Raw genomic sequence first — 20,916 nt, 5'->3', positions numbered from 1 at the left:
GGCTCCCGTGTGGCGGTGGAACGGTCTCGCTCTCCCGCTCGCCGACGTGAACGCCGGCGGACCGCGGGGTCTCCCGCACGCGGCCGCCGCGAGTATGCGCCGTCAAGCCGGGAATGCGCCGTGTCCGGCGGCGTGGCGTGCAGGATGGAGCGCATGCCCTCCTCCGCCGCCCTCGTCGTGATCGCGGCCGTCGTCGCCTTCGCCGCGGGCGCCCTGATCGACGCGGCGCTCCGCCGCCTCGCCCGCGTCGAGCGGGGGCTGCCGCCGGGACGCTCGTCGGCGGCCGTGGCGATCGCGACGGGAGTGGTGAGCGCCCTGGGCGCGGCGGCCCTCACCTCCGCGAACCGGCCGAGCGCCGTGCTGGCCGTGCTCGTGCTGCTCACCGTCGTGGGCGTGCACCTCTCGGTGATCGACCTGCGGCACCATCTGCTGCCGAACGTGCTGGTCGTGCCCGCGATCGCCCTCGGAGGGCTGCTCGTCCTGGTCGCGAGCCTCGTCGACGGGCGGCCCGGGGACGGGCTCCGCGCGCTGCTGGGCGGGCTGGCGCTGTTCGCGGTCTACCTCGTGCTCGCCCTCGTCTCACCGGGCGGCCTCGGGATGGGCGACGTCAAGTTCGCGGCGGTCATCGGCACGATGCTCGCGTCGCGCGGCTGGACGGAGCTGCTCCTGGGCGCCGCCGCCGGATTCGTCCTCGCCGCGCTGGCCGCGGCGGTGCTCCTGCTGACCGGCCGAGCACGGCGGGGGACGCCGCTGCCCTTCGGGCCGATGATGCTCGCCGGGGCCGTGCTGGTGCTCGCTCTCCCGGTCTGACGCGGAGGGACGTATCGTCAGTCGGTTTGTCCCCCGGAAGGGTACGAGACGGACCGGGCGTTCTCTCTATCATCAGTGATGTCGCAGAAGTGAATGCAGCCGAATGAATATCGGCGGGCTCTCGATCACCCCCGTGATCCGACTGCTCCTCTTTCTCCGCGACAGCACCACCGGCTATCGCACGATCGGTCTCACACTGGGTCGTCGACTGCCTGCTCCCCTTGTAAACCGGTCTCGCTCACCCCATCTCGGAGGTTCACCATGCTCTCTCTCCTCATCACTCTCCAGACTCTCGTCACCACCGCGAAGGACCGCCTCCGCGAGGAGCAGAAGGGTGCGACCGCCGTCGAGTACGGCCTGCTGGTCGGCCTGATCGCCGTCGTGATCATCGGCGTCGTCGTCTTCCTCGGCCCGCAGCTGGGCAGCATCTTCGCCACCGTCAGCAACGACCTGCCGAAGGCGACCGCCACCCCGACCAACACCCCGTAAGGCGGATCCGGTCCGACGGAGGAAGGGTGCCGCGCCGTCCGCGGCGCCCCTCCTCTTCCGCTTCTGCCCGGAGTGAGGTCATGTCTTCCCGATTGCACGAGGACTCAGGCGCAGTCGCCCTGGAATTCGCTTTACTCCTCCCCATACTCATGGTCATCCTCGTCGGAATAGTGGAGTTCTCCCTCCTTTTCACCGCGCAGACGACCATCACGAATGCGGCCCGAGAAGGCGCCAGAAGCATGGCGCTGCACAACAATCCGGCGACGGCGAGAACTGCCGTCAAGAATGCGGCCTTCAACCTGTCCCCCGGTCTCACGGACGCTCAGATCACCGTCTCGCCGACCGCCTGCACCGTGGGCACCCTCGGGACGACCACCATCCGCTACCAGTACCACTTGATGACCGGCCTCTTCGGCGACGGCATCACCCTGACCGGGAAGGCGGCGATGCGATGCGGCGGCTGACTGCGCGCCTCTCGGACGAGCGCGGAGCGGTCTCGATCATCGTGGCCGTCGCGATGGTCGTCGTGCTCGGCTGCGCCGCCCTCGCGATCGACCTCGCCCGACTCAACCTCGAGCGCGCCGAGCTGCAGAACGGCGCCGACGCCGCCGCCCTCGCCGTGGCTCAGAGCTGCGCGGCGAACCCCTGCACCACCGCCGCTGTGAAGGCCGCGGCCGTCGCCCTCGCCGCGACCTACGCCGACGCCAATGCCGGCGACGGAGCGTCCGGCGCCGTCACGACCTTCCCCACCGCGAACTCGGTGCGCGTCACCACCTCCGCCGAGGACGGCACGACCGGCGCCGGATCCCTGGCGACGGTGTTCGCTCCCGTCTTCGGGATCGACTCCCTCGAGGTCGGGCAGTCGGCCACCTCGTCCTGGGGCAGTCCCGCGGCGGGCGAGGCCGCGCTGGCGCTCGCCTTCGCTCCGTGCGTCTTCCGACTCGACGGAGCCGTGCAGGTCATCAGCATGCACGGCGACTCCGGCGGCACCGCCTGCCAGACCACGAGCCCCTCCGGGCAGCTGCTCCCGGGCGGCTTCGGCTGGCTCAACGATCCCCTCGGCACCTGCCGCGCCAAGGTCGACGTCGCGAAGCCCGCTCCCGTCTCCGGCAGCACCGGAGTCAGCCTGCCTCCGGGCTGCTCCACCCAGTTGGCAAAGCTCGGCGGCACCACGGTGCTGCTCCCCGTCTACTCCGACAAGGGCGGGACCGGATCGAGCGGCTGGTACACGATCAAGGGGTTCGCCGCCTTCCAGGTGCTCGGCTGGAACTTCCCCGGCATGAGCTGGAACAACCAGACCTATGCGGGCGCGGGGTGCAAGGGCACCTGCAAGGGGCTCATCGGCAAGTTCGTCCGCTTCGTCTCCCTCGACGACGCGTTCACCTACGGCGGCGCGGATCTCGGCGCCTCCATCATCACCCTGTCGGACTAGGACCCCCTGCCCCGTGAAGCTCCGCATCCTCTTCGCGATCCTCGGATTCGTGCTCGCCGTCGTCGGCGTGATGGCCGTGACCCTCTACGCACGGGACGCCGATCAGCGCGCCCTCGAGGATCAGCGGCCGATCGACGTCCTCGTGCTCGCCCGTGACGCCCCCGCCGGCACCCCCGCCGACCAGCTCTCGCAGTACGTCGAGGTGAAGGCCCTCCCTCAAGCAGCCGTCGCCGTCGGCGCCGCGACCACCCTCGACGGCCTCGGCGGCCTGGTCACGTCGGTCGACCTGGTGACCGGGGAGCAGCTGCTCGCGACGCGGATGGTCTCGCCGGACGCTCTCGACGTGCCCGGCCGCGTCGACGTCCCCGCCGGACTGCAGGAGGTCACCGTCCCGCTGAGCCCCGAGCGGGTCGTCGGAGGCGCCCTCGCTCCCGGCGACACCGTCGGAGTGGTCATCACAGTCGGCGACAAGACGCACATGCGTCTGCAGAACGTCCTCATCACGACGCTCCAGGGGCTCGGCTCCCCGGTCGAGGGCGACGCGAGCGGAGTCACTCCGCTCCCCGGAGGATCCGTCTTCGTCACCTTCGCCGTGAACGGCCCCGACGCCGAGCTGATCGTCAGCGCGGCCCAGTCCGCCACGATCTGGCTCACCAAGCAGCCCGAGGGTACCGACCCGAACGGCATCCGCGTGATCACTCCCGCCGAGATCCTCCCGTGACCCGCTTCCTCGCGGTGACCGACTCCGCCGCCTTCCTCGACCGCGTCTCGGCGGCCCTCGCCGGCGACGACGGCTCCGGCGTCACCGCGGTCCCCGCCGAGGCGACCGGCCTGCGCCCGGAGGCGATCCTCCCTCCGCCCGGCGAGGAGCCGGTCGACGTGGTCCTGATCGGCCCCGGGATCGAGCGCACCGCCGCGCTGCGCTTCGCGGCCGCGCTCGACTCCTCCTTCCCGCGGATCACGCTCGTCCTCGTCGACGACCCCGATCCCGAGCTCGCCGTCGCCGCGATGCGCGCCGGCGTCCGCGACGTGATCGCCCCCGATGCGGACGCCGCCGCCCTCGGCGAGGTGCTGCGCCGCTCGAGCCGCGCGGCCCAGGCGCGGATCGGCGACCGCCCGGCGGCCCGGAGCGGCCCGCAGCGCAAGGTCGTCGTCGTCCTGTCCCCGAAAGGCGGAGTGGGCAAGACCATGCTCTCGGTCAATCTCGCCGTCGCGCTCGGCCGCGTCGCTCCGCTCTCGACCGTGCTGGTCGACCTCGACGCCCAGTTCGGCGACGTCGCGAGCGCCCTGGGCCTGGATCCGGTGCACACGCTCCGCGACGCAGTCGGAGCCGCGGCCGCCTCCGACCTCCTCGTGCTCAAGGCGTACCTGGCCGTGCACGAGGCCGGCTTCTACTCCCTGAGTGCGCCCAAGGACCCCGCCGACGCCGACCGCATCTCCTCGGACGCCGTCACGCACCTGCTCCGCCAGCTGTCCTCCGACTTCGCCTACGTCGTCGTCGACACGTCCGCCGGCCTCACCGACCACACCCTCGCCGCACTCGAGGTCGCGACCGACGCCCTCTTCGTCACGGCGATGGACGTCCCCGGCGTCCGGGGACTCCGCCGCGAGCTCACCGTGCTCGAGGAGCTGGGCCTCCTGCCCGAGAACCGCCACCTGGTGGTGAACCTCGCCGAGAAGAAGTCGGGCATCACCGTCAAGGACATCGAGGCCACCGTGCGGATGTCCGTCACGGCCGTCGTGCCGCGATCGGCCGACCTCGCGCTCTCGGTCAACATGGGGCAGCCGCTGCTGCTCTCGAAGCGCCGCTCCCGAGCCGCCGTGCTGCTCGGCAGGCTCGCGGGCTCGTTCACCGGCGCGGTCGGCACGGCCCCGCGCAGAAGGGTCAGGATCCAGTGAGCCTCGCCGAACGCCTCGCGTCCAAGCACGCCGAGCGCGACGCGCCCTACGTGCCGGTCGCCGCGCCACTCCCCCCTGCCGCGCCCGAACCGGATCCCGAGCCGCAGGAGGACGAGCGCGCGCGGGAGGACGGACTGCTCGCCCTCAAGAGCCGGGTCGGCGACGAGCTCTTCCGCCGGATGGGGTCGAGGCTCAACGACCCCACGCTCGCCGAGGCCGACCTCCTCGGCCAGGCCCGCGAGATCCTCGGCGAGATCGTCGACGCCGAGTCCGCCCCGCTCACGCCCGAGGAGCGGCAGCGGCTCGTCGCCCAGATCGCCGACGACGTGCTCGGCTTCGGCCCCCTGCAGCCGCTGCTCGACGACCCGACCCTCACCGAGATCATGGTGAACGGGCACGAGCAGATCTTCGTCGAGCGCAGCGGCCGCCTGACGCTGAGCGGTACGCGGTTCCGCTCGGAGGCGCAGCTGCGCGCCGTGATCGAGAAGATCGTCACCCGCGTGGGGCGCCGCATCGACGAGTCGTCGCCGCTGGTCGACGCCCGGCTCGAGGACGGCTCGCGCGTCAACGCCGTCATCCCGCCGCTCGCGGTGAACGGCTCGTCCCTCACCATCCGCAAGTTCTCCCGCGATCCGCTCACCGTGTCCGACCTCGTCGGCTTCGGCTCGGTGACGCCCGAGATGGCCGAGCTGCTCGACGCCTGCGTGCGCGCGCACCTCAACATCATCGTCTCGGGCGGCACCGGCACGGGCAAGACGACCCTGCTCAACGTGCTCTCCTCCTTCATCCCCCACGGCGAGCGCATCATCACCATCGAGGACGCGGTCGAGCTGCAGCTGCAGCAGTCGCACGTGGTGCGGCTCGAGAGCCGCCCGGCGAACATCGAGGGCCGCGGCGAGGTCTCGATCCGGGAGCTGCTGCGCAACTCCCTCCGGATGCGCCCCGATCGCATCGTGGTCGGCGAGTGCCGCGGCGGCGAGGCGCTCGACATGCTGCAGGCGATGAACACCGGGCACGACGGCTCGCTCTCGACCGTGCACTCCAACTCTCCGCGCGACGCGATCGCCCGCCTCGAGACGCTCGTGCTGATGGCGGGGATGGATCTGCCGCTGCGGGCGATCCGCGAGCAGATCGCGTCGGCCGTCGACGTGATCGTGCAGCTCACCCGCATGCGCGACGGCAGCCGCCGGGTCACGCACGTGACCGAGGTGCAGGGCATGGAGGGGGACGTGGTCGTGCTGCAGGACGCCTTCGTCTTCGACTACGCGGGAGTCGACGCTTCGGGTCGGATCCAGGGCGGCCCGGTCGCGACCGGCGTCCGGCCCCGGTTCCTCGACCGCTTCGCCGAGCTGGGCATCACGGTCTCGCCGCGGGTGTTCGCCCAGCCCGTGCCGGGTGAGCGCCGATGATGGCGGTCCTGGGCGCCGTGCTCTGCTACGCCGCGGTGCTCGTCGTGGTCTTCGGAGTGCTCGCCTCCTCCCGCCCCCGGCTGCCGATCGAGCGTCGGCGCCCGGATGCGGGAGCCGAGGACTCCGGTCTGACCCAGCTCACCCGCTCGACGAGCGAGGTGATCTCGGCGGCGCTGCTGAAGCAGGGCTGGACGGAGCGGCTGACGGGAGCCCTGCGCGACGCGGGCCTGAAGAAGTCCCCCTCCGAGCTGCTGATCCTCGTGGCGGCCGCCGTCGTCGTGGCGTTCCTGCTCGGTCTGCTCGCGGGATCCGCGATCCTGGGCGTCCTGCTCGTCGTCGTCGTCCTCGGCGGTGCGGTCGTGCTCCTCCGCACGCTCGCGGATCGACGGCGGCGCCGCTTCGCCGACCAGCTCGACGGCACCCTCCAGCTGCTCGCGAGCGGTCTGCGCGCGGGCCACTCCCTGCTGCGCGCGATCGACGCGGCCTCGCGGGAGTCGGAGTCGCCGACCGCCGAGGAGTTCGCGCGCGTCGTCAACGAGACGCGCCTCGGCCGCGACCTGAACGTGTCGCTCGCCCAGATGGCCGAGCGCATGCGGAGCGAGGACCTGAGCTGGGTCGGGCAGGCGATCGGCATCCACCGCGAGGTCGGCGGCGACCTGGCCGAGGTGCTCGACCAGGTCGGCCACACGATCCGCGAGCGCAACCAGATCCGCCGCCAGATCTCGGCGCTGGCCGCCGAGGGCAAGATGTCGGTCTACATCCTGATGGCGATGCCCTTCGCGGTGATCGGCATCCTCTCCCTCACCAGTCCCTCCTACGTGGCGAAGTTCACCGAGCACTGGCTGGGCTTCGTCCTGATGGTGGTCGCCGCGATCATGTTCGTGATCGGCGGTCTCTGGATGCGCCGCGTCATCAGCTTCAAGTTCTGAAGGAGGAGCCCGTGCTGATCGCGTCCCTCTGCCTGCTGGCGGCGCTCCCCCTGCTGTTCGCAGCTCTCGCGCCGGCCGGTGACGAGCGCACCGCGGCCCGCCGCAACCTGACCCAGGGCCTCGTCGAGGAGACGGTCGACGCCCGGTCGACGGCCGAGCGGCTCGAGCGGATCGCCCAGCGGCTCCTGCCGCCCGGGGCCCTCGCACGGCTCGACCGCCTGCATGCGCACGCCGGGCGCCCCGCCGGGTGGCCGCTGGGCCGGGTCGTCCTGGCCAAGCCGCTCCTGCTGCTCGTCGCGGCGGCAGCCGGATCCCTCGTCCTCGTCCGGCAGCCGCCGCCGATCCTCGTCCTGCTGATCCTCGTGGTCGTGGTCGTCGCCTACTTCGTGCCCGATCTCCTCCTGCACAGCCGCGGTCTCGAGCGGCAGGCGGCGATCGGCCTCGAGCTGCCCGACACCCTCGACCAGATGCTGATCGCCGTCGAGGCCGGGCTCGGCTTCGAGGCGGCCATGGCCCGCGCGGGCGAGAACGGCAAGGGGCCGCTCGCCGAGGAGCTGGTGCGCACCCTGCAGGACATGCGCGTGGGCATGACCCGCCGCGACGCGTACCGCGCACTGGAGCTGCGGACGTCGGTCCCGGATCTGCGCACCTTCGTCCGCGCGATCGTGCAGGCCGACGCCTACGGTGTCTCGGTCAGCGCGGTGCTGCGGACGCAGGCGCAGGAGATGCGCCTGAAGCGGCGGATGCGCGCCGAGGAGAAGGCGATGAAGATCCCGGTGAACATCCTCTTCCCGCTCATGCTCTTCATCCTCCCGGTCCTCTTCATCGCGGTGCTGGGGCCGACCATCATCTCGTTCGTGACGATGTGACCCCTCCCCTTGAAATTCGAGTGGCTACTCGAGATTGTGGTAGCGTCCAGAACGGCGCAGCCGCCCGCGGCGGCGCCCCCCACGACGACGTGACGACTCGACTCCGATCGGATGCTCCGAGGCGCGCGATGCCGCGGCGTCCCGGCGCGGCGGCCTGACGGAAGGCTCCGCGCAGTGACCCCCACCCCCGAGCACTACCTCACCGACACGGGTCCCGGACGGGGACTGCGCCGCCGCGCCCGCTCGTGGCTGCACACCGACGCCCCGACGATCCCGCTCGACGGGCAGTGGCGGTTCCGCCTGCTGCCGGCCGCTCCGGGCACCCTCGGCGGGATCGACGCGCTGCCCGAGGGAGAGGGCGTCGACGACGTCGCCACCGAGTCCTTCGACGACTCCGCCTGGGATTCGATCCCCGTGCCCGCGCACTGGGTTCTGCAGGGCGACGGCCGCTACGGCCTCCCCGCCTACACGAACGTCCAGTTCCCATTCGCCACGGAGCCGCCGTTCGTGCCGGATGAGAACCCCACCGGCGACTACCGCCGCACGATCGAGGTCCCGGAGTCGTGGACCGGCGCCGAGGCGGTCGTCCTGCGGTTCGACGGGGTCGAGTCGCGCTACCGCGTCTGGGTCAACGGCGTCGAGATCGGCATCGGATCGGGCAGCCGCCTCGCGCAGGAGTTCGACGTGACCGAGGCGGTGCGCCCGGGCGAGAACCTCGTCGTGGTGCGCGTGCACCAGTGGTCGGCGTCGAGCTACGTCGAGGACCAGGACCAGTGGTGGCTGCCCGGGATCTTCCGCTCCGTGCACCTGATCGCCCGTCCGGTCGGCGGCATCGAGGACGTCTGGGTGCGGACGGCGTTCGCCGACGGCGCGGGCCGGCTCGAGACCGAGCTCGTCGCGTCCCCCGAGGCCTACCCCGTGGTGCTCCGGGTGCCTGAGCTCGACCTCGAGGTCGAGTGGGCGAGCGCCGAGGACGTCGCCCCGATCGCGATCGACGCCGTCGAGCCGTGGTCGGCGGAGTCGCCGCGCCTGTACGACGCCGAGATCGCGTCCTCCGGCGAGACCGTGTCGCTCCGGCTGGGCTTCCGCACCGTCGAGATCCGCGGCGACCGCTTCCTGGTGAACGGCGAGCGCGTCGTGTTCCACGGCGTGAACCGGCACGAGACGCACCCGGACCGCGGGCGCGCCTTCGACGAGGACGCCGCGCGCGAGGACCTCGCCCTGATGAAGCGGTTCAACGTCAACGCGATCCGCACCAGCCACTACCCGCCGCACCCGCGCCTGATCGACCTCGCCGACGAGCTCGGCTTCTGGGTCATCCTCGAGTGCGACCTCGAGACGCACGGCTTCGAGCGCTGGGGCTGGGCCGGCAACCCCAGCGACGACCCCGCCTGGCGCGAGGCGTACCTCGACCGCATCGAGCGCACCGTCGAGCGCGACAAGAACCACCCGAGCATCGTGATCTGGTCGCTCGGCAACGAGGCGGGCACCGGAGCGAATCTCGCCGCGATGTCGGCGTGGGTGCACGGGCGCGACCCCGAGCGCCCGGTGCACTACGAGGGCGACTACACCGGCGCGTACACCGACGTGTACTCGCGGATGTACTCCTCGGTGCCCGAGACCCGGCAGATCGGCGACGACGACTCGCGCACGACGCTCCTGGGCTGCTCCCCCGGCGAGTCCGCGCGCCAGCGCTCCAAGCCGTTCCTGCTCTGCGAGTACGTGCACGCGATGGGCAACGGACCGGGCGCCATCGACCAGTACGAGGACCTCGTCGAGCGCTACCCGCGCCTGCACGGCGGCTTCGTCTGGGAGTGGCGCGACCACGGGCTGCGCGCCCGGACGCCCGACGGCGTCGAGTACTACGCCTACGGCGGCGACTTCGGCGAGGTCGTCCACGACGGCAACTTCGTGATGGACGGCATGGTCCTCTCGGACAGCACGCCGAGCCCGGGCCTCTTCGAGTGGAAGCAGATCGTCGCTCCCGTCCGCGCCCGTATCGGCGAGGACTCCGTGCTGATCGAGAACCGGCGGCACGACGCCTCGACCGCCGACCTCCGCGTGCTCTGGCGCGCCGAGGTCGACGGGCGGAGGATCGCCGACGGCGTCCTCGAGACCGGAGCGATCGCCGCCGGCGACTCCGCGACCGTCGCGCTCCCCGAGGTCGACGTCGCCGCGGAAGGCGAGACCTGGCTGACCGTCGACGTCGTGCTCGCCGCGGCGACCGCCTGGGCCCCGGAGGGTCACCTCGTCTCCACGGCGCAGCGCCGCCTCTCCGCCCCCGCGCCGCAGCCCGCGTGGGCCCGGGCCCGACGCGGCACGCAGGGCGGCGACGCGGTCGGAGCGGCGCGCTTCGCCGGCGGACGGCTCCGGTCGCTCGCGGGGCTGGCGGTCGACGGCCCGCGCGCCGAGCTCTGGCGCGCCCCGACCGACAACGACGAGGGCGCCGGGTTCCCCGCCTACCTCAGCGGCGACCCCAACGCCGGCGACGGACGCGGAGTGCCCGCCCCGTCCTCGGCCGCCCGCTGGCGCGAAGTCGGCCTGGACCGGCTGACATCCCGACTCGAGAGCCTGGACACCTCGGACGGCCTCCGCCGCCGCACCCGCTGGTCCGCCGCCGACCTCGACGCGGCGCTCCTGGTCGACGAGCACTGGACGGCCGACGGCGACGCGGTCGTCCTCCGCGCCGACCTCGCGCCCACCGGCCGCTGGGATCTCGTCTGGCCCCGCCTCGGGCTCACGTTCGAGCTCCCCGGGTCGATCGACGGAGCCGCGTGGTTCGGCACAGGACCGCTCGAGTCGTACCCCGACAGCCTCCGCGCCGCCCGCGTGGGACGCTTCTCGGCGGGGATCGACGCCCTGACGACGCCGTACGCTCGCCCGCAGGAGAGCGGGCACCGCTCCTCGCTGCGCGAGCTCGTGCTGCACGAGAACGGCGCGGCGCGCCTGCGGATCGAGGCCCGCGCCGATCTGCACGGCCGCCTGCCCGGCTTCACCCTCGCCCGGCACACCCCGCAGGAGATCGGGGTCGCGCAGCACCCGCACGAGCTCCCGGAGTCGACGCGCTCGGTGCTGACGATCGACGCGGCCCAGCACGGCCTGGGCTCCCGCGCCTGCGGACCCGACGTCTGGCCCGACTTCCAGCTGCGACCCGAGGCGCGCACGATCCTCCTGCGGTTCAGCCCGATCGACTGAGCACGCAGTCGCCCACGAACCACGGCACGCCCGCGGGACCTCGTCGTCCCGCGGGCGTTCCGCGTCCTGACCGGCGTTCCCGCCGGCGTCGGGTCACTCCTGCGTCTGGTGCGGGAGCGGTCCGCCGATGAAGAGGTCGTCGTACTCGCGGCGGCGGCGGATCACGATGTTCGCGATGACGATCGCCAGGATCACGGCCACCAGCGCGCCCGCGCCGATCGTCAGAGCCACTCCGGCCGTCTGCCCGGAGGCCTCGGCGGAGGGGAGCACCGGCTCGGCGCCGGCGGTCGCGATCGCGATGCCGCAGACCTGCGCCGCGTCGGGCAGATCGGCCGAGACGCCGTCCACGGGGTAGCCGACGGTGACGGCGGCGGTGCGCCCGGAGGCGGTCCCCGTCGCGACGAGGCAGTAGACCGGAGCGGTGGGCGTCGCCACGATCGCGTCGCCCAGCACGAGGTCCGACCAGCCGAGGTCGTCGACCCGGACCGACAGCGCGCCGACCGCGAGGTCCGCCTTCACACCGGTGGGCGTGACGGCGGCGATCGTCACGGCCTCGCCGGAGTCGAAGCCCCAGACCGCGCCGCGGGGAGCGCCGGTCTCGGCGCCGGAGCCGTCGCGAGGCTCGACGAGGACGCCCGGCCCGGTGGAGGCCACGAGCGAGAAGGTGGTCGAGGCGGTGGAGCCGCGGTCGCCGGTGACGGTGATCGAGTACTCGCCCGTCGCCGACAGCGCCGAGGCCGGCACGGTGGCCGAGCCGGTGCTGGTCGTCGCGCCGTCCTGGCGGTCGTCGCCGGTCAGCGGAGTCTCGGTGCCGTCGGGCGCGCGCAGCACGCCCGTCGCGCTCTCGCCGCGCTGGAACCCGGCGTAGGCGGCACCCACACCGTAGAAGCGGGCGAGGTCGACCGTCAGCGCGCCCGGGTCCACTCCCGCGTCGCGGGTGAGGTAGACCGAGACGGCGGGAGCCGCGGACTCGGCGACCGGCTGGCCCTCGGCGACGGGAGCGGGCGCCGCGGCCGGGTCGGCGGCGGAGGTCGAGAGCAGGGTGCGTCCGGGAGCGGACGGCCGCGGAGCCGTCGTGCCGGCCTCGGTGGTGGCGGTGCCGCCGGTGGTCCCCCCGGCCGGCGCCTGCGGCTGCGCGGGCTGATTCGGCTGGGCGGGCTGGTTCGGCTGCGCGGGCTGGGCGGGCTGGTTCGGCTGCGTCGGCTGCGAGGGCTGCTCCGGCGCCGGCTGCTCCGGCTGGGTCGGCGTGCTCGGCTGCGGCTGGGGCTGCGTCGGCGTGGTCGGCTCCGGCTCGGACGGAACGCCCGGCACCTCGGGCGCCGGCTCCTCGGAGGGCACGCTCGGCACGGTCGGCGTCTCCGGCTCCGGCTCGGGCTCCGGCTCGACGACCGGGGGCACCTCCTCGACGGGCGGGACGACCGGCGCGACCACCGGAGCGAGGACCGGCTCCGTGACCGCGGGCGCCGAGACTCCGGGCACCAGCTCGGTCGCCTGAGCGGCGGCGGGCAGCGCGAGGCCGGCGACGAGCGCGGCCAGGACGAGCGCGGAGGCCGCGGTGCGGCGTCGCTGACGTGACATGGATGTTCCTCCCCGTCGGAGTGCTGAGTGCACCCCGGATGCGGGGAGCGGCGGTCCCCGCAAAGAGACTATGCGGATCCATGCCCCACTCGTCGGCCAGTCCGTCCCCCGTGTGTGGGGTTCACCGCAACGATCCGGTCACGGACGCGTGTCGGTTCGGGGCGGGTCGCCGTCAGACCCCGCCGCTCAGACCTCGAAGTCGACGCAGGCCCGCTCGCGCACGAGCGGCCGGATGAAGCCCGCGACGCGGCGGTGCTCCGGGTGCTCGACGTAGATGTTGAGCGCGTCGGCGTCGGCGTAGTCCGCGATCAGCACCATGTCGAAGTTGTCCTTCGGGAACAGGGTGTTCTTCCCGATCGTCATCGACTCGATCTCGGGGATGATCGGCAGCAGCCCGCGCAGCGCCTCCGAGATCTGCTCGGTGTGCTCGGCCCGTTGCGCGGGGTCGACGGCGTTCAGCTTCCAGGCGACGACGTGGCGGACGGTCATGGGTGCTCCAGGAGGGCTCGGCGGAGGCGGACGGGGTCGATGCGCCAGTAGTTGTGGACTCGACCGTTGATCAGGAGGACGGGGATCTCCTCGACGAAGCGCTCGTGCAGCTCGGCGTCGTCCAGGATCGAGACCTCCGACAGCGAGACGGCCGGAGCGGCGGGCCCGAGATCGGCGAGGACCCCCTGCACCACCGCGCGGGCGTCGTCGCAGAGATGGCAGCCGGGCTTCCCCACGAGAGTCAGCGCGATGTCCACCATGCTCCCAGTTTAGACGGGAGGCTCGGGCGGCCCGACCCCGCTGGCGCAGGCCGAACCGCGACAGGACCGCATCGCTCCCGAACGCAGACGAGCGCCCGATCCCGGTGGGGAGCGGACGCTCGAAGGGGAAGAGGCCGGGGCCTACTTCTTGTTGCGACGCTGGTGGCGAGTCTTGCGAAGCAGCTTGCGGTGCTTCTTCTTCGCCATACGCTTGCGACGCTTCTTGATAACAGAACCCACGAAGACCTCACAACGTTCAGGGGGGTCGACCGCCCGACGGACGGCCGCTTACGAGAAAATGCCTCACGCGAGCTTACACGACCGAGCGGGCGCCCGGGTCACGGCCTAGCAGACCCCCGACGCGGCGAGCGCCCCGACACGCGTCACTTCCGGATGCGCAGCGCCTCGGCGACCTTCGTCGCCCCCTCGCTCACCCCGCGCTGGATGTCCTGCACGACCGTGCTGACCTGGTGGGTCCGCTCCGCGATCGCCCGGCCCAGCGACTCCGCCCGGGCCGCGGCCGCCGCGTCGAGCAGCGCGGGCTCGTCCTCGGTCTCGAGGAACGGCATCAGCCAGTCCTCGACCTCCTCCAGGGGCGAGTACTGCAGCGCGTAGAAGCGGTGCTGCCCGCTCTCGCGCACGGTGACGAGTCCCGCGTCGCGCAGCACCTTGAGGTGCTTCGACACGGTGGGCTGGCTGAGCTCGAGGCGGGCGACGAGCTGCGAGACGCTGATGCCCCCGGCGCCCGACGGTCCCGCCTCCCTCTGCGCGCGCAGGAGGGAGAGGATGTCGCGGCGGGTGCCGTCGGCGATCACCGCGAAGATGTCCGGCATGCGCCCAGAGTAGCCAGGCCGCCCTCTGCGGCGCCCGGGAGAGCGGCCGGCCGGCGGGCCCGGGAGCCGCACGGCGACCGGGTAGCATGGCCGCGATCGAGTGGAGGATCCGCCGTGGTGGTTCGCCAGCAGTTCCGCAGCCCCGTCGGGGTCTCGCCCGTCTCCCCGTGGTCGGGCTTCGAGCGGGCTCGCGACCTCATCGACGACTTCGCCGGCCGCTCCCCCTCGCGCTTCGCGATCCTGATCTTCTCGGCGCTGATCCTGGTCTTCACGCTCCTCTTCTCCCTGCCGGTCTCGACGACCGCCGGCGAGGTCACTCCGCTGCACGACGCGTTCTTCACCGCCATGTCCGTCATCTGCGTCACGGGCCTGGCCACGGTCGACATGGCGACGCACTGGTCGGCGTTCGGCCACTCCGTCATCTTCGTCGGCGTCAACATCGGCGCCCTGGGCGTGCTGACCCTCGCGTCGATCATGGGCATGGCCGTCTCGCGCCGCCTCGGCCTCCGCGCCAAGCTCATGGTCGCGAGCGACTCGAACCCGCTGCGGATCCACTCCGGCCCCGTCGCCGAGGGCCAGGCGGTGCGGCTCGGCGAGATCGGCGGACTGCTGACCACCGTCGCTGTGAGCGCGGCCGTCATCGAGATCGTCGTCGCCCTCCTGCTGTTCCCGCGGATGCTGATCGACGGGATCCCGATCGGCGAGGCGGTGTGGCACTCCTTCTACTACTCGGCGATGGCGTTCACCAACACCGGGTTCTCGCCGAACGCCGCCGGGCTCACCCCGTTCCAGGACGACTACTGGTTCCTCGGGATCCTGATGATCGGCGTCTTCCTCGGCTCGATCGGCTTCCCCGTCATCTACGCCTTCTCGCGCGGCTGGCGCCGCCCGCGAAAGTGGTCGGTGCACGTCAAGCTCACGCTCGTCACGTCGCTGATCCTGCTGGTCGCCGGGGCGGCGCTCTACATCGTGCTCGAGTTCGACAATCCGAAGACGTTCGGCGTGCTCGACGCGGGAGACACCGTCTTCCAGTCGTTCTTCCTCTCCACGATGACCCGGTCGGGCGGCTTCTCGACGATCTCCGTCCCCGACCTGAACGGCTCCAGCCTGCTCGTCACCGACATGCTGATGTTCATCGGCGGAGGCTCGGCCTCGACCGCGGGCGGGATCAAGGTCACGACGCTGGCGATCCTGTTCCTCGCCGCGTTCGCGGAGGCCCGCGGCACCAACGACATGGAGGCGTTCGGCCGCCGGATCCCCAACGACGTGCTGCGCCTGGGGGTCTCTGTCGTGCTGTGGGGAGCGACGACCGTCGCCGTCTCGTCGGTGATCATCCTGCACATCACCAAGGCCTCCCTCGACTACGTGCTGTTCGACGTGATCTCGGCCTTCGCGACGTCGGGGCTGTCGACGGGGCTCACGGCCGAGCTCCCGCCGTCCGGCGTCTACGTTCTGGCGCTGACGATGTTCATGGGCCGCGTTGGTACCGTGACTCTCGCCGCCGCGCTCGCCGCGAGTCAGCGGAGGCAGTTGTTCAGACGACCGGAAGAGAGGCCCATCGTTGGTTGACCGCATCAGGTACGACGCCCCGGTGCTGGTGATCGGCCTCGGGCGCTTCGGTGCCGCCACGGCCGGCCAGCTCGACCGACTCGACCGCGAGGTGCTCGCCGTCGACGCCGACGCCGGGCTCGTGCAGAAGTGGTCCGAGCGGGTCACCCACGCGGTCCAGGCGGATGCGCGCTCGCTCGACGCCCTCGCGCAGATCGGCGCGCAGGACTTCCAGGTGGCCGTCGTCGCCGTCGGCTCCTCGATCGAGGCGTCCGTGCTCATCACCGCGAACCTCGTCGACCTCAAGATCCCGCAGATCTGGGCCAAGGCCATCTCGCGCTCGCACGGCAAGATCCTCGAGCGCATCGGCGCGAACCACGTCATCTACCCCGAGGCCGAGGCCGGCGAGCGCGTCGCGCACCTGGTCTCGGGCCGCATGCTCGACTTCATCGAGTTCGACGACGACTTCGTGCTCGCCAAGATGTACCCGCCCAAGCCCATCCGCGGGCTCACGCTCACGGAGTCGGGGGTCCGGCGCAAGCACCGGGTCACGGTGGTGGGCGTCAAGAGCCCCGGCAAGCCGTTCACTTACGCGACCGAGCAGACCGTGGTCTCGAACCACGACCTCATCGTCGTCAGCGGAACACCCAGCGACATCGAGCGCTTCGCGGCTCTGGGCTCCTAGGCCGTGTTGATCAAGAGGTCGCCGTCGCGAGCACGGCCTGATCGTGCGAGCTGCAAGGAGGAAGCCGAAGGTCGATGCGGGCATCGACCGAGGTTTCCGACGCCGCAGATCGTGCGATCAGGACGAGCGGAGCACGCGAGATCTTGATCAACACGGCCTAGGCCCGGGCGTTCAGGACGCGGCGAGCTCCCGTGCGCGGGCGAGCGCCGCGTCCGTCGCCCGGGTGAAGAGCGACGCCAGGTCCGCCTCCTGCAGCACGGCGATCGCCCGCTCGGTCGTGCCGTTCGGGCTCGTGACCCGGCGGCGCAGCTCGGCGGGCTCCTCGCCCGAGTGCACGAGCAGCTCGGCGGCGCCGAGGAACGTGCCGGTCACCATCGTCGACGCCTGCTCGCGCGTGAACCCCTTGGCGATCGCAGCCGTGATCAGCTCCTCGATCAGCAGGAACACGTAGGCGGGTCCCGAGCCCGAGATCGTCGAGAGCGCGTCCAGCTGCGACTCCGGGACCTCGATGACCTCGCCGACGGTCTCGAACAGGCGGCGGACGAGCGCGAGGTCCTCGCCGCTCGAGCGGGTCCCCGCGCTCAGCCCCGTGACGGCGCGGCCGACGACGGCCGGCGTGTTCGGCATCGAGCGCAGCACCGGCACCGAGTCGGGCAGTCGGCTCTCGAACGCGGCGACGGTGACTCCGGCCGCGATGCTCACGACGACGGTCCCCGGAGCGAGCGCGTCGGCGATCTCCTCGAGCAGCGCGGCCACCATGTGCGGCTTCACCGCGACGAGCACGACGGAGGCGCCCGCGACGGCCCGGCGGTTCGCCTCGGCGTCCTCCTCGGTCGCGAACGCGGTGACGACCGGGTGGTCCTTCCACGCGGCGGCCTTGACGGCGTCGCGGTTCGTCACCCGGACACCGCCGTCGATGCGGACGCCGGGGGCGAGCAGTCCGCTGAGGATCGCACCGCCCATCGAGCCCAGGCCGAGCACGGCGATGGAGGGGAGCAGCACGGTGTCGTCGGTCACCCGCTCATCCTACGAACCGCGAGCGACCGCGGACCTGAAGGGGGTCCTCCCCCGATCCGCAGGACCCTAGGATGATCCGACCACCGACCGGCACCACCAGGATCCACGAGGAGACCACGTGAGCGCATCCGGAGGCGGCAGGGCGAGAAGCGCCGACAGCGGGAACCCTCCCGCGGCGGCCGAGAGCGTCGGCTGAGGTGCGGCGCGCACTGGCGATCGTCAACGAGCGCGGAGCGGGCCTGGGCGTCCTCGAGCCGATGCTGCGGGAGCACGGCTGGACGGTGGACGCCGTGGCCGGCACCGATCTCGGCTCCGTCGACCTCGACGAGCCCGAGCTCGTCGTCACGCTCGGCTCCAGCGCCGGCGTCTACGAGACCGCGCGGCACCCGTTCATCTCGCCCGAGATCGCCCTGCTGCAGGAGCGGCTGCACCACCGACGGCCGACCCTCGGCATCTGCTTCGGCGCCCAGCTGATCGCCGCCGCGCTCGGACGCGAGGTGCGTCCCGGTCCGACCCGCGAGGTCGGCTTCCGCCGCGTCGACCCCACGGACGCCGGGATGCGCTCACCGCTGCGCCACCTGGCGGGAGTGCCGGTGATGCAGTGGCACGGCGACACCTTCGACCTCCCCGCGGGCACGACGCTGCTCGCCTCCTCGGACGCCTACGCCGTCGAGGCGTTCGGCATCGACGAGTGGCTGCTGGGCGTGCAGTTCCACCCCGAGCTGAGCGGCGCGATGGCCGCGGGCTGGCTCGAGGGCGACGCCGAGTACGCGGCCGGAGCCGGCTACACGGCCGAGCAGCTCCGCGACGACGTGCAGGAGGGCCGCTTCGACCGGATGCGGGAGGCGACGGAGCTGATGCTGGCCGAGTGGCTCGGCGGCCACTCCCGCGACTGAGGCCGCCCGCTCAGCGCCGCGCGCGGAAGAAGTCGAGCAGCAGCCGCGTGCTCTCCTCGGCGCGGAGCCCCGGGTAGACCTCGGTCGTCCAGGTGTGCCGCCGATCGCGGAGGAGGTCGTGCAGCGAACCCACCGCCCCCGCCTTCTCGTCCCACGCCCCGAACACGACGCGCTCGATGCGAGCGGCCAGGATCGCTCCCGCGCACATCACGCACGGCTCGAGCGTCACGACGAGCGTGCAGCCCGTGAGCTGCCAGTCGCCCAGGGCGGCCGCCGCGTCCCGCAGCGCCACCACCTCGGCGTGCGCGGTCGGATCGGTGCGCAGCTCGCGCTCGTTGCGTCCCCGCCCGACGACGCGGCCGTCGGAGTCGACCACCACGGCACCGACCGGCACATCGCCCCAGCCCGCGGCGCGCCGGGCCTCGTCGAGCGCGAGACCCATCCACTCGTCGGCGGCGGAGGGGAGGCGCAGGTCGCTGTCGCGCATCGCGCCCCCTCGTGCCCGCGTCCGGTCCGGCCGTGCTCGGACCGGGAAGTAGATTGAGCTTATGCGCGTCCACGTAGCCGACCACCCGCTGATCACGCACAAGCTCACCGTGCTGCGCGACAAGCGCACCCCCTCCCCCACCTTCCGGCAGCTCGCCGAGGAGCTGATGACCCTGCTCGCCTACGAGGCGACGCGCGGCGTCCGCACCAGGACCGTGACGATCGAGACCCCCGTCACGCAGACCACCGGTCTCGCGCTCAGCGACCCGCAGCCGCTCGTGGTCCCGATCCTCCGCGCGGGCCTCGGCATGCTCGAGGGCATGGTCAAGCTGATCCCGACCGCCGAGGTCGGCTTCCTCGGCATGGCGCGCAACGAGGAGACGCTCGAGCCCACCACCTACGCCGAGCGCCTGCCCGACGACCTCTCGAACCGCCAGTGCTTCGTCCTGGACCCGATGCTCGCGACCGGAGGGTCGCTCATCGCGGCGATCAGGTTCCTCTTCGACCGCGGAGCCGTCGACGTCACGGCCGTCTGCCTGCTCGCCGCGCCCGAGGGCCTCGCCGCCGTCGAGAAGGCGTTCGAGGGTCGCGAGGTGACCATCGTCCTGGGCGCGCTCGACGACCACCTGAACGAGCTCGGCTACATCGTGCCCGGCCTGGGCGACGCCGGCGACCGCCTCTACGGCCTCGCCGGCTGACCGTCCCCCCTCCGGGTGCCGCGACGCGCCCGGAGGAGCCGATCCCGCGCCGGATCCTGGACGCCGACCCGAAATCTGTTGACTCGGTCCGTCACAGTCCGCTTTACTTTCTCCCATGACTGACAACGCGCTCGCCCTGACCTCCCTTGAGGCCATCGGGGATGCCGGCATGATGATGGCCGGCGGCCTCGTCATGTGTTGTCGAATGTGTGCGTGAGGCACTGACCTCGCCGGGTTCCCGCACAGCCTCCGCCCTCCGATCCTCCTGACCGGGCTCCACGCCCCGTCCGATCGGCTCGGCGTCGCAGGCGCGGTGAACCCCTCGGATGCACTCCATCCGCCCCAGCCGGACCGCACCACGCGGCCGCCGGCACCGCAGCGCACACCCGGATCCGCTCTCCCGGACACTCGTCCCGGATCCGACCAGCCCCAAGGATTCGCCATGTCCCTCCTCCACGCTCGCACCGTCCCCGCTCCCGCCGCCCTCGAGACCCCCCGCCTCCAGGCCGCTCCCGAGAGCACCCCGACCACCCCCCGCCTCCGCGCCGTGCCCCAGGGCACCGAGGCCCGCGGCTTCGCCCTCTACGTCGGCATCGACGAGGCCAAGGCCCGTGCCGCCGGAGTCGACCTCGGCCGCCTCGTCGAGGAGCTCAAGCGCGTCACCGCCCTCCTCGCCCCCGACGCCGAGACCTACGCCTCCGTCGCCCTCGCCCCCCAGGGCGCCGGCGGCCGCGACGTGGACGTCGTCCGCCTCGCCCTCCAGGACCCGGCCGCCGTCGCCAAGCGCCGCGCCGACGCCGAGCCCGACCTCGACCGCGCACCCGGCGGAGTCGTCATCGACATCTCCCGCAAGCGCGTCATCCTCGACGACGAGACCACCGCCCTCACCTACAAGGAGTTCGAGCTGCTGCAGTACCTCGTCCTCCGCGAGGGCCGCACCATCGAGCGCGCCGAGCTCATCGCCTCCCTCTGGGGAGCCGCCGACGACGACGCCCCCAACGAGCGCACCATCGACGTCCACGTCCGCCGCCTCCGCGCCAAGCTCGGCCGCTACGAGGACATCGTCCGAACCGTCCGCGGCGTCGGCTACCGCTTCGACCGCCACGCCGACGTCGCCATCCGGTACGCGTCCACGCCGTCGCCCGACCTTTTCTGAGGGAGGAGCGCGAGCGCTCCTCCCTCACGGGTCGGGCGGTGCTTGTTCGTTGAGGGAGCGCGAGCGCTCCCTCAACCGCGGTCGGCTTCGCGACGGGTCGCGTTCCGCAGAGCGGGGTGCGTTCGGCTCGCTCGAAACGCTCGCACGCGTTTCTCGCCCATCGCCTTCGAGACGGGCGGCTGGTCGAGGCGCGAAGCCTGAGGTGCGGCTTCGCCGGCACGGTCCGGACGAGGTGCGG

General features: G+C 72.3%; 22 protein-coding genes. 15 read left to right on the top strand and 7 right to left on the bottom strand.

Annotation, left to right across the window (positions count from 1 at the left end):
• Positions 1-153: 153 nt before the first annotated feature.
• The 10 genes from LRG51_RS14765 to LRG51_RS14720 all read left to right on the top strand — a co-directional run bounded on the left by LRG51_RS14765 (position 154) and on the right by LRG51_RS14720 (position 11,032).
• A complete protein-coding gene (locus tag LRG51_RS14765) occupies positions 154-810 on the top strand; it encodes a prepilin peptidase (RefSeq protein WP_230673379.1) in 657 nt (218 codons plus the stop codon).
• 261 nt (positions 811-1,071) lie between these two features.
• A complete protein-coding gene (locus LRG51_RS14760; RefSeq protein ID WP_055790433.1) occupies positions 1,072-1,299 on the top strand; it encodes a Flp family type IVb pilin in 228 nt (75 codons plus the stop codon).
• 80 nt (positions 1,300-1,379) lie between these two features.
• Positions 1,380-1,763: a TadE/TadG family type IV pilus assembly protein gene (locus LRG51_RS14755; protein WP_055790430.1), complete on the top strand. Its 384-nt coding sequence runs from the start codon at positions 1,380-1,382 to the stop codon at positions 1,761-1,763.
• Positions 1,751-2,731, top strand: a complete 981-nt coding sequence (locus tag LRG51_RS14750; protein ID WP_055790427.1) for a pilus assembly protein TadG-related protein — start codon at positions 1,751-1,753, stop codon at positions 2,729-2,731. The genes LRG51_RS14755 and LRG51_RS14750 overlap by 13 nt, the downstream gene beginning before the upstream one ends.
• 13 nt (positions 2,732-2,744) lie before the next feature.
• Positions 2,745-3,452: a Flp pilus assembly protein CpaB gene (cpaB, locus tag LRG51_RS14745; RefSeq protein ID WP_230673376.1), complete on the top strand. Its 708-nt coding sequence runs from the start codon at positions 2,745-2,747 to the stop codon at positions 3,450-3,452.
• The gene (locus LRG51_RS14740; protein ID WP_230673374.1) at positions 3,449-4,630 is read left to right on the top strand and encodes an AAA family ATPase; all 1,182 of its coding nucleotides are present in this window, start codon (positions 3,449-3,451) and stop codon (positions 4,628-4,630) included. The genes cpaB and LRG51_RS14740 overlap by 4 nt, the downstream gene beginning before the upstream one ends.
• The gene (locus LRG51_RS14735; RefSeq protein WP_425326969.1) at positions 4,627-6,039 is read left to right on the top strand and encodes a CpaF family protein; all 1,413 of its coding nucleotides are present in this window, start codon (positions 4,627-4,629) and stop codon (positions 6,037-6,039) included. The genes LRG51_RS14740 and LRG51_RS14735 overlap by 4 nt, the downstream gene beginning before the upstream one ends.
• Entirely contained in the window at positions 6,036-6,968 is a 933-nt protein-coding gene (locus LRG51_RS14730) for a type II secretion system F family protein (RefSeq protein ID WP_055790415.1), read from the top strand. The genes LRG51_RS14735 and LRG51_RS14730 overlap by 4 nt, the downstream gene beginning before the upstream one ends.
• 11 nt (positions 6,969-6,979) lie before the next feature.
• Positions 6,980-7,837 carry a type II secretion system F family protein gene (locus LRG51_RS14725; protein WP_082481206.1) on the top strand — a complete coding sequence of 286 codons (858 nt, stop codon included), beginning with the start codon at positions 6,980-6,982 and terminating at the stop codon, positions 7,835-7,837.
• Between the two features lie 111 nt (positions 7,838-7,948).
• Positions 7,949-11,032: a glycoside hydrolase family 2 TIM barrel-domain containing protein gene (locus LRG51_RS14720; protein WP_442966668.1), complete on the top strand. Its 3,084-nt coding sequence runs from the start codon at positions 7,949-7,951 to the stop codon at positions 11,030-11,032.
• 93 nt (positions 11,033-11,125) lie between these two features.
• On the opposite strand, the gene LRG51_RS14715 is transcribed toward LRG51_RS14720, so the two are convergent.
• The 5 genes from LRG51_RS14715 to LRG51_RS14695 all read right to left on the bottom strand — a co-directional run bounded on the left by LRG51_RS14715 (position 11,126) and on the right by LRG51_RS14695 (position 14,192).
• Positions 11,126-12,610, bottom strand: a complete 1,485-nt coding sequence (locus LRG51_RS14715) for a hypothetical protein (RefSeq protein ID WP_230673370.1) — start codon at positions 12,608-12,610, stop codon at positions 11,126-11,128.
• Positions 12,611-12,796: 186 nt separating this feature from the next.
• Entirely contained in the window at positions 12,797-13,099 is a 303-nt protein-coding gene (locus LRG51_RS14710; RefSeq protein ID WP_055790406.1) for a Dabb family protein, read from the bottom strand.
• On the bottom strand, positions 13,096-13,359 hold the full coding sequence (locus LRG51_RS14705; protein ID WP_230673369.1) for a glutaredoxin family protein: 264 nt from the start codon (positions 13,357-13,359) through the stop codon (positions 13,096-13,098). The genes LRG51_RS14710 and LRG51_RS14705 overlap by 4 nt, the downstream gene beginning before the upstream one ends.
• Before the next feature lie 141 nt (positions 13,360-13,500).
• Entirely contained in the window at positions 13,501-13,599 is a 99-nt protein-coding gene (locus LRG51_RS14700) for a 30S ribosomal protein bS22 (protein ID WP_003792170.1), read from the bottom strand.
• 143 nt (positions 13,600-13,742) lie between these two features.
• Positions 13,743-14,192 carry an ArsR/SmtB family transcription factor gene (locus LRG51_RS14695; protein WP_055790400.1) on the bottom strand — a complete coding sequence of 150 codons (450 nt, stop codon included), beginning with the start codon at positions 14,190-14,192 and terminating at the stop codon, positions 13,743-13,745.
• Between the two features lie 198 nt (positions 14,193-14,390).
• Here LRG51_RS14695 and LRG51_RS14690 point away from each other — a divergent pair, with 198 nt between their 5' ends.
• Together LRG51_RS14690 and LRG51_RS14685 are read left to right on the top strand one after the other, a co-directional pair.
• Complete coding sequence (locus tag LRG51_RS14690) at positions 14,391-15,761, top strand: TrkH family potassium uptake protein (RefSeq protein WP_055791516.1); 1,371 nt, start codon at positions 14,391-14,393, stop codon at positions 15,759-15,761.
• Positions 15,754-16,425, top strand: a complete 672-nt coding sequence (locus LRG51_RS14685) for a potassium channel family protein (protein ID WP_055790397.1) — start codon at positions 15,754-15,756, stop codon at positions 16,423-16,425. Before LRG51_RS14690 ends, LRG51_RS14685 begins: the two co-directional genes overlap by 8 nt.
• Positions 16,426-16,596: 171 nt before the next feature.
• On the opposite strand, the gene proC is transcribed toward LRG51_RS14685, so the two are convergent.
• Positions 16,597-17,442, bottom strand: coding sequence for a pyrroline-5-carboxylate reductase (gene proC, locus LRG51_RS14680; RefSeq protein ID WP_268966607.1), 846 nt, complete (start codon positions 17,440-17,442; stop codon positions 16,597-16,599).
• Positions 17,443-17,639: 197 nt separating this feature from the next.
• On the opposite strand from proC, the gene LRG51_RS14675 reads away from it, so the two are divergent.
• A complete protein-coding gene (locus LRG51_RS14675) occupies positions 17,640-18,338 on the top strand; it encodes a glutamine amidotransferase-related protein (RefSeq protein WP_055790391.1) in 699 nt (232 codons plus the stop codon).
• A gap of 10 nt (positions 18,339-18,348) precedes the next feature.
• Here LRG51_RS14675 and LRG51_RS14670 read toward each other — a convergent pair whose 3' ends face one another.
• A complete protein-coding gene (locus LRG51_RS14670; protein ID WP_230673366.1) occupies positions 18,349-18,825 on the bottom strand; it encodes a nucleoside deaminase in 477 nt (158 codons plus the stop codon).
• Between the two features lie 61 nt (positions 18,826-18,886).
• Between LRG51_RS14670 and upp the strand changes: the two genes are divergently transcribed.
• Together upp and LRG51_RS14660 are read left to right on the top strand one after the other, a co-directional pair.
• Positions 18,887-19,522, top strand: coding sequence for a uracil phosphoribosyltransferase (upp, locus tag LRG51_RS14665; protein ID WP_055790386.1), 636 nt, complete (start codon positions 18,887-18,889; stop codon positions 19,520-19,522).
• 442 nt (positions 19,523-19,964) lie between these two features.
• Positions 19,965-20,678, top strand: a complete 714-nt coding sequence (locus LRG51_RS14660; protein ID WP_230673365.1) for a winged helix-turn-helix domain-containing protein — start codon at positions 19,965-19,967, stop codon at positions 20,676-20,678.
• Positions 20,679-20,916 lie beyond the last annotated feature (238 nt).

Source organism: Rathayibacter sp. Leaf248, assembly GCF_920939495.1.
In the GTDB taxonomy this organism is placed as follows: Bacteria; Actinomycetota; Actinomycetes; order Actinomycetales; family Microbacteriaceae; genus Rathayibacter; species Rathayibacter caricis.
The sequence above is the reverse complement of the archived record's forward strand: the minus strand, read 5'-3'. Positions and strand labels throughout refer to the sequence as shown.

What these genes read in the sequence shown, in the direction of transcription:
- LRG51_RS14765 (WP_230673379.1), top strand. Translation starts at nt 154, where the DNA reads ATGCCCTCCTCCGCCGCCCTCGTCGTGATCGCGGCCGTCGTCGCCTTC.
- LRG51_RS14760 (WP_055790433.1), top strand. Translation starts at nt 1,072, where the DNA reads ATGCTCTCTCTCCTCATCACTCTCCAGACTCTCGTCACCACCGCGAAG.
- LRG51_RS14755 (WP_055790430.1), top strand. Translation starts at nt 1,380, where the DNA reads ATGTCTTCCCGATTGCACGAGGACTCAGGCGCAGTCGCCCTGGAATTC.
- LRG51_RS14750 (WP_055790427.1), top strand. Translation starts at nt 1,751, where the DNA reads ATGCGGCGGCTGACTGCGCGCCTCTCGGACGAGCGCGGAGCGGTCTCG.
- LRG51_RS14730 (WP_055790415.1), top strand. Translation starts at nt 6,036, where the DNA reads ATGATGGCGGTCCTGGGCGCCGTGCTCTGCTACGCCGCGGTGCTCGTC.
- LRG51_RS14720 (WP_442966668.1), top strand. Translation starts at nt 7,949, where the DNA reads ATGCTCCGAGGCGCGCGATGCCGCGGCGTCCCGGCGCGGCGGCCTGAC.
- LRG51_RS14715 (WP_230673370.1), bottom strand. Translation starts at nt 12,610, where the DNA reads ATGTCACGTCAGCGACGCCGCACCGCGGCCTCCGCGCTCGTCCTGGCC.
- LRG51_RS14710 (WP_055790406.1), bottom strand. Translation starts at nt 13,099, where the DNA reads ATGACCGTCCGCCACGTCGTCGCCTGGAAGCTGAACGCCGTCGACCCC.
- LRG51_RS14705 (WP_230673369.1), bottom strand. Translation starts at nt 13,359, where the DNA reads ATGGTGGACATCGCGCTGACTCTCGTGGGGAAGCCCGGCTGCCATCTC.
- LRG51_RS14695 (WP_055790400.1), bottom strand. Translation starts at nt 14,192, where the DNA reads ATGCCGGACATCTTCGCGGTGATCGCCGACGGCACCCGCCGCGACATC.
- LRG51_RS14670 (WP_230673366.1), bottom strand. Translation starts at nt 18,825, where the DNA reads ATGCGCGACAGCGACCTGCGCCTCCCCTCCGCCGCCGACGAGTGGATG.
- upp (WP_055790386.1), top strand. Translation starts at nt 18,887, where the DNA reads ATGCGCGTCCACGTAGCCGACCACCCGCTGATCACGCACAAGCTCACC.
- LRG51_RS14660 (WP_230673365.1), top strand. Translation starts at nt 19,965, where the DNA reads ATGTCCCTCCTCCACGCTCGCACCGTCCCCGCTCCCGCCGCCCTCGAG.